General features: G+C 74.9%; 16 protein-coding genes and 1 riboswitch. Of the genes, 5 read left to right on the top strand and 11 right to left on the bottom strand.

What is annotated here, in order from left to right; genetic code table 11:
- The first annotated feature begins 247 nt into the window (after positions 1-247).
- Complete coding sequence (locus CRP39_RS13560; RefSeq protein WP_097206889.1) at positions 248-1,519, top strand: ArgE/DapE family deacylase; 1,272 nt, start codon at positions 248-250, stop codon at positions 1,517-1,519.
- Positions 1,516-2,148, top strand: a complete 633-nt coding sequence (locus CRP39_RS13555; protein ID WP_097206888.1) for an HD domain-containing protein — start codon at positions 1,516-1,518, stop codon at positions 2,146-2,148. Before CRP39_RS13560 ends, CRP39_RS13555 begins: the two co-directional genes overlap by 4 nt.
- On the opposite strand, the gene CRP39_RS13550 is transcribed toward CRP39_RS13555, so the two are convergent.
- Positions 2,114-2,395: a DUF4031 domain-containing protein gene (locus CRP39_RS13550; protein WP_097206887.1), complete on the bottom strand. Its 282-nt coding sequence runs from the start codon at positions 2,393-2,395 to the stop codon at positions 2,114-2,116. The genes CRP39_RS13555 and CRP39_RS13550 overlap by 35 nt on opposite strands.
- Positions 2,396-2,432: 37 nt before the next feature.
- On the opposite strand from CRP39_RS13550, the gene CRP39_RS13545 reads away from it, so the two are divergent.
- A complete protein-coding gene (locus CRP39_RS13545) occupies positions 2,433-3,428 on the top strand; it encodes a Gfo/Idh/MocA family protein (protein WP_097206886.1) in 996 nt (331 codons plus the stop codon).
- Between the two features lie 43 nt (positions 3,429-3,471).
- On the opposite strand, the gene CRP39_RS13540 is transcribed toward CRP39_RS13545, so the two are convergent.
- Complete coding sequence (locus CRP39_RS13540; RefSeq protein WP_221200616.1) at positions 3,472-4,290, bottom strand: DUF72 domain-containing protein; 819 nt, start codon at positions 4,288-4,290, stop codon at positions 3,472-3,474.
- Between CRP39_RS13540 and CRP39_RS13535 the strand changes: the two genes are divergently transcribed.
- Positions 4,289-4,666 (top strand): VOC family protein, encoded by a 378-nt coding sequence (locus tag CRP39_RS13535; RefSeq protein ID WP_097206884.1) that lies wholly within the window; start codon positions 4,289-4,291, stop codon positions 4,664-4,666. The genes CRP39_RS13540 and CRP39_RS13535 overlap by 2 nt on opposite strands.
- 212 nt (positions 4,667-4,878) lie before the next feature.
- Here the strand turns inward: CRP39_RS13535 and groL are convergent, their stop codons facing one another.
- The 3 genes from groL to thrC form a co-directional block, all read right to left on the bottom strand.
- Positions 4,879-6,507 (bottom strand): chaperonin GroEL, encoded by a 1,629-nt coding sequence (gene groL, locus CRP39_RS13530; protein ID WP_097206883.1) that lies wholly within the window; start codon positions 6,505-6,507, stop codon positions 4,879-4,881.
- A 279-nt stretch (positions 6,508-6,786) separates the two neighbouring features.
- Positions 6,787-6,987 carry a cold-shock protein gene (locus CRP39_RS13525; protein WP_091109274.1) on the bottom strand — a complete coding sequence of 67 codons (201 nt, stop codon included), beginning with the start codon at positions 6,985-6,987 and terminating at the stop codon, positions 6,787-6,789.
- 201 nt (positions 6,988-7,188) lie between these two features.
- Positions 7,189-8,430: a threonine synthase gene (gene thrC, locus CRP39_RS13520; protein ID WP_097206882.1), complete on the bottom strand. Its 1,242-nt coding sequence runs from the start codon at positions 8,428-8,430 to the stop codon at positions 7,189-7,191.
- Between the two features lie 87 nt (positions 8,431-8,517).
- A riboswitch (SAM riboswitch) is annotated at positions 8,518-8,647 on the bottom strand.
- A gap of 59 nt (positions 8,648-8,706) precedes the next feature.
- On the opposite strand from thrC, the gene CRP39_RS13515 reads away from it, so the two are divergent.
- Positions 8,707-9,540, top strand: coding sequence for an HAD family hydrolase (locus tag CRP39_RS13515; RefSeq protein WP_245853844.1), 834 nt, complete (start codon positions 8,707-8,709; stop codon positions 9,538-9,540).
- A gap of 28 nt (positions 9,541-9,568) precedes the next feature.
- Here the strand turns inward: CRP39_RS13515 and CRP39_RS13510 are convergent, their stop codons facing one another.
- From CRP39_RS13510 to CRP39_RS13485, 6 genes are all read right to left on the bottom strand, one after another.
- The gene (locus CRP39_RS13510; RefSeq protein ID WP_097206881.1) at positions 9,569-10,450 is read right to left on the bottom strand and encodes an ABC transporter permease; all 882 of its coding nucleotides are present in this window, start codon (positions 10,448-10,450) and stop codon (positions 9,569-9,571) included.
- Positions 10,447-13,350: an alpha/beta fold hydrolase gene (locus CRP39_RS13505; RefSeq protein ID WP_097207038.1), complete on the bottom strand. Its 2,904-nt coding sequence runs from the start codon at positions 13,348-13,350 to the stop codon at positions 10,447-10,449. The genes CRP39_RS13510 and CRP39_RS13505 overlap by 4 nt, the downstream gene beginning before the upstream one ends.
- A gap of 62 nt (positions 13,351-13,412) precedes the next feature.
- Entirely contained in the window at positions 13,413-14,588 is a 1,176-nt protein-coding gene (locus tag CRP39_RS13500) for a LytR C-terminal domain-containing protein (protein WP_143426635.1), read from the bottom strand.
- Positions 14,589-15,109: 521 nt separating this feature from the next.
- Complete coding sequence (locus CRP39_RS13495; RefSeq protein WP_097206879.1) at positions 15,110-15,472, bottom strand: DUF3263 domain-containing protein; 363 nt, start codon at positions 15,470-15,472, stop codon at positions 15,110-15,112.
- 92 nt (positions 15,473-15,564) lie between these two features.
- A complete protein-coding gene (gene rarD / locus CRP39_RS13490; RefSeq protein WP_097206878.1) occupies positions 15,565-16,482 on the bottom strand; it encodes an EamA family transporter RarD in 918 nt (305 codons plus the stop codon).
- A 42-nt stretch (positions 16,483-16,524) separates the two neighbouring features.
- Positions 16,525-16,956, bottom strand: a complete 432-nt coding sequence (locus CRP39_RS13485; protein ID WP_097206877.1) for a CBS domain-containing protein — start codon at positions 16,954-16,956, stop codon at positions 16,525-16,527.
- Positions 16,957-16,971: the final 15 nt, after the last annotated feature.

Raw genomic sequence — 16,971 nt, 5'->3', positions numbered from 1 at the left:
GACGGCCGCCTCGCGGCGAGATGCACAACACGGCTCCAGGCCCCCGACCGGAGTCGGGGCGGTGGTCCGTGAAGGCGGTAACCAAATGGCACCCGGGGGCACGATGCACCCGGCCCGGACGCTCTCGAGGCTACCCCCGCCCGAGCCGGCTCACACGGGCCGGCCCGGATCGGTCGGGGCGGCCGGGGTCCGGTACCGGCACGGTGTCCACCGGGCCGCGTACTGGTCGCGTGCCAGACTCCGCGACGTGGCCGACCTGACCGACGCGGAGGCCCGCGTCCTCGCCGCCGTCGACGAGCAGTGGTCGGTCGACCGGCTGCGCGCGCTGGTCGCCGTCCCCTCGATCGGGGGCACGGCTGCGGAGTGCGACGTCCAGCACCTGGTCGCCGGCTGGCTGGAGGAGCTCGACTGCGACGTCGACCGGTGGCCGATCGACCTCACCGCCGCCGCGACCGTCCCGGACGCCCCCGGGCAGGAGGTCGACCGCACCGAGGCCTGGGGCGTCGTCGGCACCGCGCCGGCCGCCGAGGACGGGGTGCCGGCGCTGGTCTTCTCCGGCCACACCGACGTCGTCCCGCCCGGGGACCCGGCCCGGTGGCCGCGGGACCCGTTCGACCCGCACGTCGCCGGCGGCGCGGTGCACGGGCGCGGGTCCTGCGACATGAAGGCCGGCGTCGTCGCCTCCCTCGCCGCCCTGGCCGCCGTCCGGACGGCGGGCGTGCGGCTGGCGCGGCCCGTGGCCGTGCACGCCGTCGTCGGCGAGGAGGACGGCGGCCTGGGCGCGTGGGCCACGCTGCAGCGGGGCCACCGCGGCGATGTGTGCGTCATCCCCGAGCCGACCGCCGGCGCGGTGGTCACCGCCCACGCCGGGGCCCTGACCTTCCGGCTGGAGGTCGTCGGCCACGCCGCACACGCCGCGCACCGCGACCGGGGCGTCAGCGCAGTGGAGCTGTTCGCCGCGGTGCACGCCGGGCTGCGCGGGTTCGAGGCGGAGCGGCAGGTCGACGCCGATCCGCGGTTCGACGGGGCCCGGTTCCCGTACGGCATCAACATCGGCCGGCTCCGGGCCGGCGACTGGGCCAGCTCGGTCCCCGACCGGCTGGTCGCCGACGGTCGCTACGGCGTCCGGCTGGGCGAGCCGGTGGCCGAGGCGCGGGCCGCGTTCGAGGAGCGCCTGGCGGCCCTCTGCGCCGCGGACCCGTGGCTGGCCGAGCACCCGGTCGGGCTGACCTGGACCGGTGGGGCCTTCGCCAGCGGCGCCCTGCCGGCCGGGCACCCGCTGCTGTCCGCCGTCCGCCGGGCGGTCGGCGACACCGGCACCGGTGAGCCGCCCGAGCGGGCCGTCCCCGCCGGCACCGACCTGCGGCTGTACGCCGCCGCGGGCATCCCCACGCTGCTCTACGGCCCCGGCGACCTGCACCTCGCGCACGGTCCGCTGGAACGGGTGCCGATCGACCAGCTGCTCACCGCGGCGCGGGCGTTCGCGCTGCTGACGCTGCGCACCTGCGGGGTGGCATGAGCCTCGTCGGCTTCGAGGCGTGGGCGCAGCTGGCCGGCGACTCCCCCACCTCGCGCACCGAGTGGGCCGCCGTCGTGGCCGCGTGGAGCCAGCCGCACCGCCGGTACCACGACCTCGCGCACCTGGCCGCGGTCCTCGGGCTGGTCGGGGAGCTGGCCGGCGCCGCCGCCGACCCGGACGCCGTGCGGCTGGCCGCCTGGTACCACGACGTCGTCTACGACCCGCGCCGGCCGGACAACGAGCAGGTCAGCGCCGAGCGCGCCCGCGCCGGCCTGCGCGGGCTGGTGCCGGAGGAGCGCGTCGAGGAGGTGGTCCGGTTGGTCCTGCTGACCGCCGGGCACGACCCCGCACCGGCCGACGCGAACGGCGCGGTGCTCTGCGACGCCGACCTCGCGGTGCTGGCCGGCCCGCCGGAGTCCTACGCCGCCTACGCCTCGGCGGTGCGCGAGGAGTACCAGCACCTCTCCGACGAGGAGTTCACCGCGGGGCGGACCGCCGTCCTGGAGCACCTGCTCGCGCTGCCGGCGCTCTACCGGCTGCCCGCCGTGGCCGCGCAGTGGACGCCGCGCGCCCGGGCCAACCTGACCGCCGAGCTCACCCTGCTGAGGCGGCGGGCCGGGTCTTCTTGAGTCGCAGGCCGGCACCGCGCAGCCGGCCGAGCAGCTCGCGGCAGCCGACCGGCTGGGCGCCAGCGGCGACCGCGACGTCGTAGAGGTCCGCGGGGACGTCGTAGTGGTCGCCCTGGAACGCCCGCCGCGGGATGCCCAGCTCGGCGGCGACGAAGGCGTGCAACTCGTCGTAGGAGACGTCGCTGACCAGGTGCGACCACAGCCGGCCGCGCCAGGGCCACACGGGGGTGTCGATCAGCACGGCCACGGCGCGAGTCTCCCCTGGCCCGGCTAGCGTCGCCCGGGTGACCGAGGAGATCCGCTGGGGCATCGTGGGGCCGGGCCGCATCGCCGAGAGCGTGATGGGCGACTTCGCGCACGTCCCCGGCGCCCGGCCGGTCGCGGTCGCCTCGCGGTCGGCCGAGCGGGCGGCGGCGTTCGCGCAGCGGCACGGGCTCGCGCGGGCCCACGGCTCCTACGCCGACATCCTGGCCGACCCGGACGTCGACGTCCTCTACGTCGCCACGCCCCACCCGCAGCACCACGCCGTCGCGCTGGCCGCCCTCGACGCGGGCAGGGCCCTGCTGGTGGAGAAGGCGTTCACCGCCACCACGCCGGGGGCCACGGAGGTGATCGACCGAGCCCGGGAGCGCGGCGTCTTCGTCATGGAGGCGATGTGGACGCGGTTCCAGCCGGCGGTCGTGCGGCTGCGGGAGCTGGTGGCCGACGGCGCGATCGGGGAGGTGCGCTCGGTGCAGGCCGACCTGGGCGTGGCCCGCGACTACGACCCGCTGGACCGGCTGTTCGCCCTGGAGCTCGGCGGCGGCGCGCTGCTCGACCTCGGCGTCTACGTGGTGTCCTTCGCCCAGATGCTGCTCGGCGCCCCCGACACGGTGCACGTCGCCGGCTCGCTGTTCCCCACCGGGGCCGACGCCGAGGCCTCGATCCTGCTGGGCTACGACGACGGGCGCTCCGCGACGCTCACGACCTCGCTGCGGTACCCGACGCCCGGGCAGGCCCGCGTGTTCGGGACGACCGGCTGGATCGACGTCCTCCCCCGCTTCCACCACCCGCAGACGATCGTGCTGCACCGCGCCGGCACCGCACCGGAGACGATCACCCGCCCCCAGACCGGCACCGGCTACGCGCACGAACTGGTCGAGGTGACCGAGTGCCTGCGGGCCGGCCGCACCGAGAGCGCGGTCATGCCGCTGGCCGACACGCTGGCGGTGCAGGCGGTGCTCGGGCAGGCGGCCGACCAGCTGGGCATCCGGCACGCCGAGGACCCCGCCGTCCTCTGACCGGGGTCGCCGGGGATCGGTTCCCGGCACCGAGCGACTCCGCTCACGCGGCGGCCCAGGCCAGCCCGGTCGCCTGGTCGAGCGTGGGCACGCGGGTCGGCGTCCGGCCGGTGGCGCGCACCGCCTCGGCGAAGGCGACGGCGTCGATGACCGCCGCACCGCCCGGGTCGTTGTTGAAGTAGACGAGCACGTCCTCCTCCGGTCCCCAGGTCGCGGCCAGCCGCTCGGCCCAGAGCCGCAGGGTCTCCGGCCGGTAGCGCGGCCACGGCTGCGCCGTCCCGGTGTGGAACCGCAGGTAGCCCCAGACCGCGGTGCGCCACAGCGGCGCGACCGGTTGCTCGTCGCGGTCGGCCCAGCACAGCGCGGCGCCGTACCGCTCGAGCAGAGCGCGGACCTCGTCGGTCCACCAGCTGACGTGCCGCGGCTCGACGGCGACCCGGGTGCCGGCCGGGAACTGCGCGAGGCAGGTCCGCAGCAGCTCGGGATCGGCCTGCAGGGTGGGCGGCAGCTGCAGCAGGACGACGTCCAGCCGCTCCCCCAGCCCGGCGGCGCGGCCCATCAGCCGGGCGACCGGCTCCTCCGGTTCGCGCAGCCGCTTGACGTGGGTGAGGAACCGGCTGGCCTTGACGGCCCAGCGGAAGTCGGCGGGCGTGCGGGTCCGCCACGCCTCGAACGTGGTCAGCTCGGGCAGCCGGTAGAAGGCGTTGTTGCTCTCCACCATGGCGAAGTGCTCGGCGTAGTGCTCCAGCCACAGCCGCTGCGGCAGCCGCTGCGGGTAGAAGCGGCCCCGCCAGTCGCGGTACTGCCACCCCGACGTCCCGATCACCACGGCCACGGACAGCCGCCTACCCTGCGCGGTCATGGCCGACGCACCCGCCCGCGTGAAGGACTTCTGCCTCGACGCCGTCGACCACCAGGCGCAGGCCGACTGGTGGTGCGCCGCCCTCGGATACGTGCGCCTGACCGACCTGCAGCCCGGGGACTACCAGGCGCCGCGGCCGGCGGAGTGGCCCGTGCCGATCGCCGACCCGGCGGGCAGCGGACCGGTCATCTGGCTCAACCCGGTGCCCGAGCCCAAGACGGTCAAGAACCGCATGCACCTCGACGTCGTCGGGGACACCGCGGCCCTGCTGGCTGCGGGCGCCACCCTGCTGCGGGCCAAGGACGACGAGGTGGCGTGGGACGTGCTCGCCGACCCGGAGGGCAACGAGTTCTGCTGCTTCGCCGACGAGGGCTGAGGCGACCCCCGCCGGCGCCGAGATCGCCGATCTCGGCGGTTCCCGGCCCCACAGGTGACGAGATCGCCGATCTCGGCGGCGCAGAGAGGGCACACACGCCGACAGGGGCGGCCCCGCGGAGTGCGGGACCGCCCCTGCAGGTGACGGACTGGAACGGCCCCGTCCCGGGCCCGCCCCGAGCTAGCGAGGGGTGGGGAGGACGGGGTCCTTCATCAGAAGTCCATGCCGCCCATGCCGCCGTCGCCACCCGGCATGGCCGGAGCGGACTTCTCCGGCTTGTCGGCGATGACGGCCTCGGTGGTGAGGAACAGCGCCGCGATGGAAGCGGCGTTCTGCAGCGCCGAGCGGGTCACCTTGGCGGGGTCGATGATCCCGTTGGCGACCAGGTCCACGTACTCGCCGGTGGCGGCGTTGAGGCCCCAGCCGGTGTCGGAGTTGCGCACCTTCTCCGCGACGACGCCACCCTCGAGGCCGGCGTTGACGGCGATCTGCTTCAGCGGCGCCTCGAGCGCGACGCGCACGATGTTGGCACCGGTGGCCTCGTCGCCCTCGAGCTCGAGCTTGTCGAACGCGACGGCGGTGGCCTGCGCCAGGGCGACGCCACCACCGGCGACGATGCCCTCCTCGACGGCGGCCTTGGCGTTGCGCACTGCGTCCTCGATGCGGTGCTTGCGCTCCTTGAGCTCGACCTCGGTCGCGGCGCCGGCCTTGATGACGGCGACGCCACCGGCCAGCTTGGCCAGGCGCTCCTGCAGCTTCTCGCGGTCGTAGTCGGAGTCCGACTTCTCGATCTCGGCGCGGATCTGGTTGACCCGGCCGGCGATCTGGTCGCTGTCGCCGGCACCCTCGACGATCGTCGTCTCGTCCTTGGTGACGACGACCTTGCGGGCGCGGCCGAGCAGTTCGACGCCGGCGGACTCCAGCTTGAGGCCGACCTCCTCGCTGATGACCTGGCCACCGGTGAGGATGGCGATGTCGGTCAGCATGGCCTTGCGGCGGTCACCGAAGCCGGGGGCCTTCACCGCGAGGGACTTGAAGGTCCCGCGGATCTTGTTGACCACCAGGGTCGCCAGGGCCTCGCCCTCGACGTCCTCGGCGATGATCGCCAGCGGCTTGCCCGACTGCATGACCTTCTCCAGCAGCGGGAGGAGGTCCTTGACGGAGCTGATCTTGCTGTTGACGACGAGCACGTACGGGTCGTCGAGGACGGCCTCCATGCGCTCGGCGTCGGTGACGAAGTAGGGCGAGATGTAGCCCTTGTCGAAGCGCATGCCCTCGGTGAGCTCGAGCTCGAGGCCGAAGGTGTTGCTCTCCTCGACGGTGATGACGCCTTCCTTGCCGACCTTGTCCATCGCCTCGGCGATGAGCTCACCGATCGCGGGGTCAGCGGCGGAGATCGACGCGGTGGCGGCGATCTGCTCCTTGGTCTCGACGTCCTTGGCGGTCGAGAGGAGGTACTCGGTGACCGACTCGACGGCCTTCTCGATGCCCTTCTTCAGGGCCATCGGGTTGGCGCCGGCGGCGACGTTGCGCAGCCCCTCGCGGACGAGGGCCTGGGCCAGCACGGTGGCGGTGGTGGTGCCGTCACCAGCGACGTCGTCGGTCTTCTTGGCGACCTCCTTGACCAGCTCGGCGCCGATCTTCTCCCACGGGTCCTCGAGCTCGATCTCCTTGGCGATGCTCACACCATCGTTGGTGATGGTGGGGGCACCCCACTTCTTCTCGAGGACGACGTTGCGGCCCTTGGGGCCGAGGGTCACCTTGACGGCGTCGGCGAGGGTGTTCATACCCCGCTCGAGACCGCGGCGAGCCTCTTCCTCGAAGGCGATCATCTTGGCCATGTGGTGATGTCCTCCATGCATGGATCGCTGCACGGCCGGGTTCGGCGCCCGCGACGGACGACACCGGTGGTGCGGGCACTCCGTCGGCCCGCGCACCAGCGCCTCACCGCATCCGACCTGATTGGCACTCGGCACTGTCGAGTGCCAGCTCCGAGTTTGGCACTCGCCCCTGCCGAGTGCAAGGACGGGGGGGTCGGGGACGCCCCGGCAGCCACCCCTGGCACCACCGAGGCCCGGCCCCGAACGGGGACCGGGCCTCGGTGGCTCGTGCGAGGAAGCTCAGGCGGTGCGCACGGCGTCGGCCTGCGGACCCTTCTCGCCCTGGACGACCTCGAAGGTGACCCGCTGGCCCTCGTCGAGGCTCTTGTACCCGTCCATCTGGATGGCCGAGTAGTGGACGAAGACGTCCTGGCCGCCGTCGACGGCGATGAAGCCGAAGCCCTTCTCGGCGTTGAACCACTTCACGGTGCCCTGTGCCACGTGTGCTCCCACGTTTCGTGCGTGCGGACGACGCCAGCCATTCCGGCGTCGGGTCTAGCTCTTCCGCCCGTCGAACACGAACGTGGAACTGGAACCGCGGGAGAAGGTACAACACAAGAGGCGTGGTGAGAGCAAACTCACGCACACACCACACCGGATCGGGGGACAGCCTCGACCCGGACCGGCTCCGACCCTACTCGCTCACCCGATGAGACCGGCGGCCCGCACCGACTTCAGCGACGGCTCCACGACGTGGGTGGGTCCCACGACCGGCTCCAGCGGGTCGAGGGTCTTCAGCCCCTCACCGGTGTTGAGGACGACGGTCTCCTTCGCCGGGTCCAGCCGGCCGTCCTCGACCAGCTGGCGCAACACCGCGACGGTGACGCCGCCGGCGGTCTCGGCGAAGACGCCCGTGGTGCGGGCGAGGTCGCGGATGCCCTGCACGATCTGCTCGTCGCCGACCCGGCCGACCGACCCACCGGTGCGCCGGATGGCGTCCAGGGCGTACGGGCCGTCGGCGGGGTTGCCGATGTTCAGCGACTTGGCGATCCCCGTCGGCTTCACCGGCTTGACGACGTCCCACCCGTTGTCGAAGGCGGTGGCGATCGGGTCGCAGCCGGCGGACTGGGCGCCGAAGACCGTCCACTCGGTGGCCTCGACGATGCCCGCGGCGGTGAGCTCGCGGAAGGCCTTGTCCACCTTGGTCAGCAGCGAGCCGGATGCCATCGGGATGACGACCTGGGCCGGGATCCGCCAGCCGAGCTGCTCGGCGATCTCGTAGCCCACCGTCTTGGAGCCCTCGGCGTAGTACGGCCGCACGTTCTGGTTGACGAAGGCGGTGTCCTCGAACTCGTCGGTCTCGGCGAGCTCGCTGGTCAGCCGGTTGACGTCGTCGTAGGAGCCCTCGACGGCGACCAGCGTCTGGCCGTAGACGGCCGACTGCACGACCTTGCCCGGCTCGAGGTCCGACGGGATGAACACGAACGAGGGCACGCCGACCCGCGCGGCGTGCGCGGCGACGGAGTTGGCCAGGTTGCCCGTGGAGGCGGCGGCGATCTTGGAGTAGCCGAGACCCTTGGCGGCGGTGGCGGCCAGGCTGACCACGCGGTCCTTGAACGAGTGCGTGGGGTTGGCGGAGTCGTCCTTGACCCACAGCCCGCCGGTGAGGCCGAGCTCGGCGGCCAGCCGGTCGGCGCGCACCAGCGGCGTCATACCCGGGTCCAGGGACACCCGGGACGCCGGGTCGTGGCCCACCGGCAGCAGCGCGACGTAGCGCCAGATGTTCTGCGGGCCGGCCTCGATCTGCTCGCGGGTGACCGCGCGCATGACCTCCGGGTCGTAGTCGACCTCGAGAGGGCCGAAGCACTCGGCGCAGGCGTGCTCGGCGATCAGGCCGAACGTGGTGCCGCAGTTGCGACACACCAGGCCGCGTGCGGGGTTCACCGGGGTGGGCCCTGAGTGGGCGGGGCGGCCACCAGTCGAGTCGGCCTGGATTGAACCGGGAGCGGTCAGGGTCATGCGACGACTACCTCCTCATCTTCCCCACCCCGGGCCGTCGAGCCGGGTGGGACGGAATTGGCACCTTCCGCTGCGTGGATCCCGCAGGCGGCGGTTGCCGGGGCTTCGTCGGGCCGTGTCCCTCTGCCCCTCTGGATGAGTGGAACGGCACTGACTGTACCCACGTGAGCCACGCCGCACCGGGCCGACCACGATGTGTGCGTGGCAGCCTCCTCCCCCGTGCGCATCCTCTACACCGACCTCGACGGCACGATGGTGGGTCCGCGCGGCTCCTTCTGGCACACGGCGACCCGCGAGCTCACCGACAGCCCGGCCGCCGCCCTGCTGGACCTGCACCGGGCCGGGGTCCCGCTGGTGCTGGTCAGCGGGCGGACGTTCGAGCAGCTCGTGGAGGCGGCGCGGATCTTCGCCGCGGACGGCGCGATCGCCGAGCTGGGGTCGGTGGTCAGCTGGGACGCCGGGCGCAGCGTGCACCACCTCACCGGGGGGCTGCCGCCGGAGTACGACGGCCGCACCCCCATGGAGGTGATGGCCGGGCTCGGCGTCGTCGAGGAGCTGCTGGCCCGCCACGCCGGGCGGCTGGAGTGGCACACGCCCTGGCACGCCACGCACCGGACCGACGCGCTGCTGCGCGGCCGGGTCGACCCGCTGGCGGTGGACGCCGAGCTGGCCGAGATGGGCGCCGGCTGGCTGACCCTGAACGACAACGGCTCGATCCCGGCGACGTCGCGGATGTCCCTGGCGCCCGAGGCGCTGCCACCGCGCGTCTACCACCTCATGCCGCGCGGCATCTCCAAGGGTGCGGCGATCGCCTGGGACCTGGCGCGGCGGGGCCTCACGCCCGCCGACGCCGTGGCGATCGGCGACAGCGTGAGCGACCTGGAGATGGCACCCGCGGTGGGCCGGTTGTGGATCACCGCGAACGGGGCCACGGTCGACGGGATGGCCGGCCGGCTGGCCGCCGTCCCCAACGTGACGGTGACCGACGCCGCCATGGGCGTGGGCTGGGCGCAGGCCGTCCGCGCCTGCCTCTGATCTGTCGGTTTCCGCGGAAACCGACAGATCACGAGGTGACGTCGCGGCGGGCGAAGTGGCGGAACGCCAGGGCGGTGAACACCGCCGCGTAGACCAACGACTGGACGACGCCGCGGAACAGGTCACCGGAGTCGACCGGCGTCTGGAGCAGGTCGGTCCAGGCGAACTCCTCCGCGGTCGGGAACCAGTCGCGGATCGAGCCCAGCTGCTCGACCTGGTCCAGGATCGCGAAGACGAACATCGTGAACACCGCGCCCCCGACAGCGGCCAGCGGCGCGTCGGTGATGGTGGAGAACCAGAACGCCAGCGTCCCCACGACCAGCAGGTGGACGGCGAGGTAGCCGACCATGCCGGCCAGCCGCAGCAGGCCCTCCCCCTGCGGGAGGGTCACGCCGACCGGGGTCTGGATGGCCTCGAAACCGAACGCGATGCCGCCGGCGACGAGCCCGACCACGGCGAGGGTCAGCAGCGCGCCGACCGAGAGCACCAGCGCCGCGTACCACTTCTGGCGGAGCAGTCGCATCCGCGGCACCGGCGTGGCCAGCGTGTAGCGCAGCGACCCCCACTGCGCCTCGGCGGCCACGGTGTCGCCGAAGAACAGCGCGTAGACGACGACCAGGAAGAAGCCCGTCGTCGCGAACAGCACGAACAGGGTGAAGTTCAACCCGCTCGAGGTGGCGACGTCGACCAGGTTGAGCCGGTTGTTCTCCGCGGCCTCCTCGCTGGCACCCAGCTGCAGGGCGGCGATCAGGATCAGCGGCAGCGCCACCATCAGCGCGAAGACGCCCAGGGTGCGCCGCCGCTTGAACTGCCGCCGCAGCTCGACCGACAGCCGCAGGGTGCGCTCGGGGCGGTAACCGGCCACCGCCCCGGTCGGCTGGACGTGCCCGGTGTCCACGGCTCGGCTCATGACTCTCCCACCAGCGCCAGGAAGGCGTCCTCGAGCCGACGGCGCGGCGTGAACTGGTCGACCTCGATGCCCTCGGCCACGAGCGCCTGCAGCGCCCGGGCCCGGCTGGTGCCGTCGAGCTCGGCCACCAGACCCTCGTCGGTGCGGCCCGCCGACACCCCGGGCAGCCCCTCGAGGACGGCGATCGCCCGGTCGGTGTCGGCGTCGTCGGCCAGCCCGACGAGCACCGCGCCACCGACGCCGACGATCTCCTCGACCGTGCCATGGGCGATCTTCTGCCCCTTGGCCATGACGACGACGTGGCTGCAGGTCTGCTCGATCTCGCTGAGCAGGTGGCTGGAGACGATCACCGTGCGGCCGGTCGCGGCGTAGGACCGCAGTACCTCGCGCATCGCGTGGATCTGGGGCGGGTCCAGCCCGTTGGTCGGCTCGTCGAGCACGAGCAGGTCGGGCAGGCCGAGCATCGCCTGGGCGATCGCCACCCGTTGCCGCATCCCCTGGCTGTAGCGACGCACGGGCCGGTCGATGGCCGCGCCGAGGCCGGCGACCTCGATCGCCTCGTCCATGTGCGCGTCCTCCGCCGGCCGGCCCGTCGCCGCCCAGTACAGCCGCAGGTTGTCCCGGCCGGAGAGGTGCGGTTGCAGGCCGGTGCCCTCGACGAAGGAGCCCAGCCGGGACAGCACCGGCGCACCGGGCCCGGCGGCGTGCCCGAAGATGCTGATCCGGCCCTCGGTGGGCCGGATCAGGCCCATGAGCATCCGCAGCGACGTCGTCTTGCCGGCGCCGTTGGGGCCCAGCAGGCCGAGCACCTGGCCGCGGCGCACCTCGAAGGAGAGGTCGCGGACGGCGACGAAGCCGTCCTTGTAGGCCTTGGTGACGCCGGTGAAGCGCAGGGGGACGTCCTCACCGTCGGGCTCGACGGCCGAGACGCGGCGGCGGCGCCGGCGGCCCCACAGCACCGCGACGCCCCAGCCGAGCAGGCCGAGCGCCGCCAGCACGGCCAGCAGGACCCACCACCGCGACGTGCCGCCGGCCCCCTCGGCCTGCGCCTCGACCTGCGGGACGGCGAGCGCTGCATCGTCCCCGCCGGCGAGGGCGACGGAGTAGACGGCCGACTCCGCCGGCAGGGCGAAGGCCTGGTCGGTCGAGGAGACGACGACGCGCATGGTGTGCCCGGCCTCGAAGCGGTGCACGATCCCTGGCAGGGTCACCGGCACCGTGGTCGGCGCCGTGGGGTCGGCGGACAGCCCGGTCAGCGCGAGCGGGGCGACCAGGCCCGACGGCAGGGTCATCCCGCCGTCCGGGCCGACGTCGTAGAGCTTGGCGAACAGCGTCGCGGTGCCCGACGGCGAGGCGACGGCGAGTTCGACGGTGGCGGCACCGACGACCTCCACCGCGTCGTCGAGCGGCCGGCTGTCGAAGGCGGCGGCCTGGCCGGGGATCTCGATCGCCGTCCCGCCGAGCGCCGCGGTGACCGCGCCCAGCCCCGGGTAGGTGGTCAGCGCCGACGGCGACCCGCCGGCCGGGGTGACGACCGGCTGGACGCCGCCGGCCAGGGCGACCGGCGTGCGCTCGGCCGGTGCCCCACCGGCCAGGCCCGGGTAGCCGGCGGCGGTGACGGTCTGGGAGCCGCCCTGGACGTTCAGGCCGCTGCTCACGCCCGTCGGCTCCGGGAACTCGAAGCCGGTGCCCGGGTCGGTGCCCCGGATGGGATCGTCACTGTCGCGCAGGTGCCAGTCGAACCAGCCGGCCACCTGCTCGCGCAGCCGCTCGGTGGTGCGCTCGGAGGCCTGCGCGTCGTGGCCGCCGGAGAACCAGACGACCTTCACGGGGGCCCCGGTCGCGGCGATGCCGCGGGCGTTGGCGTCGGCCTGGTCGAGGCCGAACAGCGAGTCGCGGGTGCCCTGCACGAGCAGGGTCGGCACGTCGATGCGGTCCAGGACGGTCGCGGGGCTGCTCCGGTCGAGCGCCGCGGCGATCTCCGGCGTCAGGGTGCCGGTGGCCGCGGCGGTCTGGTAGGCGGCGCAGATGTCGGCGCGGAACCGGCCGCAGGTCAGCAGCTGCTCCACCGCGGCCGGGTCGACCGACGCGGGGTCGACGGGGGGCAGGGTGGGGGTGCCGCCGCCGGCGTCGCCGTTCTCCGGTGGCCCGTCGCCGCCCAGCCCGGGCAGCAGCCCGCCGGTCGGGGCCCCGCCGATGCTGAAGAACAGGCCGGCCCACACGCGCTTGAACACGCCGGCGTCCCTGCCGGCGGGGGTGGCGGCGAGCGTCCCGGCGTCGTCGGCACCCACCTGCGAGGGGAACAGCGCGGTGGTCAGCGAGTTCCAGGTGATCTGCGGGGAGATCGCGTCGACCCGGTCGTCGTAGGCGGCGCCGAGCAGGGCCAGCGCGCCGCCGTACGAGCCGCCCGCGACGCCGACGCGCGGGTCGCCGTCCCCGTCGAGGAGGACGTCGTCGCGCTCGGCGAGCCGGTCCAGCAGCGTGGACAGGTCGGCGATCTCGAAGCGGGGGTCGTTGAGGCCGATCTGGCCGGTGCTGGCGCCGAACCCGCGTGCGGAGTACGTGAGGACGACGTAGCCGCGGCCGGCGAGGTCGCGGGCGTCGTCGGCGACGGAGTCCTTGCTGCCGCCGAAGCCGTGGGCGAGGACGACGGCCGGCGCGGGGTCCTCGGCGCTCGCCGACGCCGGCACGTACACGGTGGTGTCGAGCTCGACGGCGTCCGCGCCCGCCCCGGAGGAGACCAGCGCCTCCTCGGTGCCGACGTCCTCCGCCGCGGCGGCCGGCGGAGCCGGGGCGGCGACGAGCAGCACGCCGGAGAGCAGCGGGGTGAGCAGGGCGGCGAGCGTCGCGCGCGCGCCGGAGCGCGGGCGGGGACGCGCGGGCCCGCGGAGGGGACGCACGGAGCGGCCAACGGACGGTGCCGTCCCGGTGTTCCGGCCCGGCGCGCCCGACCCGGGACGGCTCAGGGCCGCCACTCGCCGGTGGTCACCACCACGAGACCCGGCGCAGCCGCATCGGGCACCTCGAAGAAGCGCTCCACGGGGCCGGTGATCTGCGGGAACTGCTCGACCAGCTGGACGGCGGCCTGGCGCTGGGTCTCGTCGCCCGCGGCGAAGTAGACGGTGGTGACGGCGACGTCACCCCCCTGGTACTGCCCGACGCCCGGCGACTCCCAGCCCTGGGCCCCGAGCGCCTCGGCGACGTCGGCGGCCAGGCCGGTGACGCCGGTGGCGTTCAGCACCGTCACCGGGACGCGTACCGGGGCGGCGGGCGCCCCGTCGGCCGGCGGCAGCGGCGCGACCTCCAGCGGCGGCAGGGCCGAGCTGGGCGCGGCGGGCGGCGCCGAGGACGACGGGGTGGCCGGGGTGGTCCGGCCGGTCGACGCCTCCTGTGGCTCCGAGCCGGTGAAGGAGTAGACGCCGAGGACGAGCAGGGCCACGACGGCCACGGCGAGCAGTCCCGCGGCGGCGCGGCGGACCCCCGAGCCGCGGCGCACCCCGCCGTCCGGGTCGTCGAGGCGGGCCGCCGTCGACCCGCCGCTGCGACGGGCGGCCTTGCGGCGTTCGGCCTCGGCGGCCTGGCGCTCGGCGCGGAACGCGGCCCGGCCACCCACCACGCCGGTGTCCGTGCCGGTGTGCGGGCCCGTGTCGGGGCCCCGCCCGCGATCGGTGCCGCCGAGGTCGTCGCGCGGTTCGTCGTCCCGGTCCCGGCCGGCGGGCGTGCGGTCGGGGATGGCCTCGGTGGCCGGCGCGGGGGTCCGGGCGGACGCCGCGGCAGCGGGCTCCCGGGCCGGGTCCCGGTCGGGGATGGCCTCGGTGGGCGGTGGTGGGGCGGCGTCCCGGGTGCGGGACGGGCTGGTCCAGTCGCGGTAGCCGGGAGCGGCGTCGGAGGGGTCGGTGGCCGGCGCCGGCCGGGCTCCGCGGGCGGGCGACGGCGCGTCAGCCGGCGGGGCGGGGTGGCCGGTCGGCGCGACGGCCGGACGGCTCCCGGCGCGCTCCTCGGCGGGTGACGCGGGCTCCTCCGAGCCCGGGTCCGGCCGTGGGACGGCCTGGAACGGCGCCACCGTGGTGCGGGGACCGGCCGGGGCGGCAGGTGGAGCTGCGGGTCCCGCGGCGGCCGGCGGCAGGGGCAGCCGCATCTGCGTCTCCGGCGCCGGCTGCACCGGCCGGGGGCGGACCGGAGGAACGGGACGGGCGGGGGCGGCCGCGCGCGCCGCGGCGGGGGCGGCGCCGGGGCGGCCGGAGACGGGGGCCGCCCCGGACCGGCCGGCGGCCACGGGCACGCCCGCCGGAACGGCGCCCGCCGACGGGGCAGGGCCCCCGCGCGCGGCCACCGGGGCGCCGTCGCGCCGACCACCGGTCGGCGCGGCCGACGGCGGAACGCGCGGTGGGCGCGGAGCCGTGGCCGGCGGGGCCGCGGGGGGTACCGGGCGCGGCGGCGGGCGGCGGCGCCCCGGGTCCTCCCCCGCGTCGAGCAGGCCGTCACGACGACGGTCGGCGCGGCTGCGGCCGGGGGTCGTCGGGTGGTCGCTCAGGTCCTGCTCGACCACCACCGGGGGTGTCGGGCCGTCCGTACGGCGTCGTCCGTGGGGGACCGGGGAGGTCCCCCGGTCCGTCATGTCACTGCCTGACGCGGCGTGCCTGCCCACGGTCACCAAATCTAATCGGCCGAGCCCCCGTTGCCCAGGATGTGGGACGAACGCCGCTGCCCGCGTGCGGCGCGCAGCCGGCGCAGGCGCCGCACGAGCAGCGGATCGGCCTCGAGTGCGGCGGGGCGGTCGACCAGGGCGTTGAGCACCTGGTAGTAGCGGGTCGGCGCGAGGCCGAACCGCTCCCGGATGGCCGTCTCCTTGGCGCCCGGGCGCCGCCACCACTGCCGCTCGAAGGCCAGCATGTCGTGCTCACGCCGGGTCAGGCCGCCGGCAGCGACCGGCGGCGGCTCCGTGGTGGGCGGTGTGGGGTCGGGCGGGGGCAGCACCTCGCCCCCCGGCGGGGAGACCGCGGGAGCTGGTTCGGCAGACATCGGACGTCCTTCGCAGGAGGTGGTGAGGACTCGACGGTAGCGCCGCCCACCGACATCCGGGGGCGCGTCGGGGCACCCCGCAGCGCGCGCCGTCAGACCGGCGCGACCGCCGCCTCCGCGGCCCGCCGGCGGCTGCCGGCACGGGCCTGGCGGAGGCTGTCGGCGGTGAACACGGCGAGGGCGATCCAGACGATGACGAAGCCCACCAGTCGTGCCGGCGGCATCGGCTCGTGGTTGACGAAGACGCCGATCGCCAGCTGCATGAGCGGGGTGACGTACTGCAGCAGCCCCACCGTCGACAGCGGGATGCGCCGGGTCGCGGCGGCGAACAGCAGCAGCGGGACGGCAGTGGCGATCCCCGAGCTCAGGAGCAGCAGCAGGTGCCCGATACCGGCGTTGCCGGCGGTCCCGTCGCCCTGGGCGTGCAGGACGGCGAGCACGGCCCCCGCGGGGACGACGACCAGCGCCGTCTCCACGAACAGACCGGGCGCCGCCTCGACCCGCACGACCTTCTTCATCAGCCCGTAGAGGCCGAAGCTGCTCGCCAGGGCGAGGGCGATCCACGGCGGGCGGCCGTAGTCGACGGTGAGCACCACGACCGCGACCGCGGCGATGCCGACGGCCGTCCACTGCAGTGGCCGCAGCCGCTCGCTGAAGACCACCACGCCCAGCAGCACGCTGACCAGCGGGTTGATGAAGTAGCCGAGCGAGGTCTCCACGACGTGACCGGAGTTGACGGCCCAGACGAAGACCAGCCAGTTCACGGCGATCAGCAGCGCGGCGCCGAGCAGCACCAGCAGCGTGCGGCGGTCGGTGAACGCCGCGCGGACGTGCGACCAGCGGCGGACGACGGTCAGCAGTCCCGCGACGAAGACCAGCGACCACAGCACCCGGTGGGCCACGATCTCCAGGCCGCCGGAGGGCTCCAGCAGGGGGAAGTACAGGGGGAACAGCCCCCACATGCCGTAGGCGGCCAGCCCGGAGGCGACCCCCACGCGCCGCTCGTCCACTGGGGCACCGTACGCCGCGGCGCGGTCGCGACGGCGGAGTGACTAGGGCGTCTGGATGTAGTCCACGAGCTGGGCGCGCTCGCTCTCCAGCTCGTCCAGGCGCGCCTTGACGACGTCCCCGATCGACACGATGCCGACCAGCGCCTCGCCGTCCACCACGGGCACGTGGCGGACGCGGTGGTCGGTCATGGTGCGGGCCAGTTCCTCCACCCCGGCGTCGGGGCGGCAGGTGTGCACGTCGGCGGTCATGACGCTGGAGACCGGTTCGGCGAGCAGCGCGGCCCCGCGTTCGTGCAACGCGCGGACCACGTCGCGCTCGGAGACGATGCCGTCGACCGACCGCCCGTCGGCGGAGACGACGAGCGCGCCGACGCGGTGCTCGGCGAGCAGGGCGAGCGCCGTGCGGATGCTGGCCGACGCCTCGACGGTGGCGACGTCGGCACCCTTGCGGCGGAGCAGCTGGCGGATGTGCACGGGACCTCCCCGGGC

The organism is Geodermatophilus sabuli (assembly GCF_900215145.1).
Classification (GTDB): Bacteria; Actinomycetota; Actinomycetes; order Mycobacteriales; family Geodermatophilaceae; genus Geodermatophilus; species Geodermatophilus sabuli.
The sequence above is the reverse complement of the archived record's forward strand: the minus strand, read 5'-3'. Positions and strand labels throughout refer to the sequence as shown.

What these genes read in the sequence shown, in the direction of transcription:
- CRP39_RS13555 (WP_097206888.1), top strand. Translation starts at nt 1,516, where the DNA reads ATGAGCCTCGTCGGCTTCGAGGCGTGGGCGCAGCTGGCCGGCGACTCC.
- CRP39_RS13535 (WP_097206884.1), top strand. Translation starts at nt 4,289, where the DNA reads ATGGCCGACGCACCCGCCCGCGTGAAGGACTTCTGCCTCGACGCCGTC.
- CRP39_RS13540 (WP_221200616.1), bottom strand. Translation starts at nt 4,290, where the DNA reads ATGACCGCGCAGGGTAGGCGGCTGTCCGTGGCCGTGGTGATCGGGACG.
- groL (WP_097206883.1), bottom strand. Translation starts at nt 6,507, where the DNA reads ATGGCCAAGATGATCGCCTTCGAGGAAGAGGCTCGCCGCGGTCTCGAG.
- CRP39_RS13510 (WP_097206881.1), bottom strand. Translation starts at nt 10,450, where the DNA reads ATGAGCCGAGCCGTGGACACCGGGCACGTCCAGCCGACCGGGGCGGTG.
- CRP39_RS13500 (WP_143426635.1), bottom strand. Translation starts at nt 14,588, where the DNA reads ATGCGGCTGCCCCTGCCGCCGGCCGCCGCGGGACCCGCAGCTCCACCT.
- CRP39_RS13495 (WP_097206879.1), bottom strand. Translation starts at nt 15,472, where the DNA reads ATGTCTGCCGAACCAGCTCCCGCGGTCTCCCCGCCGGGGGGCGAGGTG.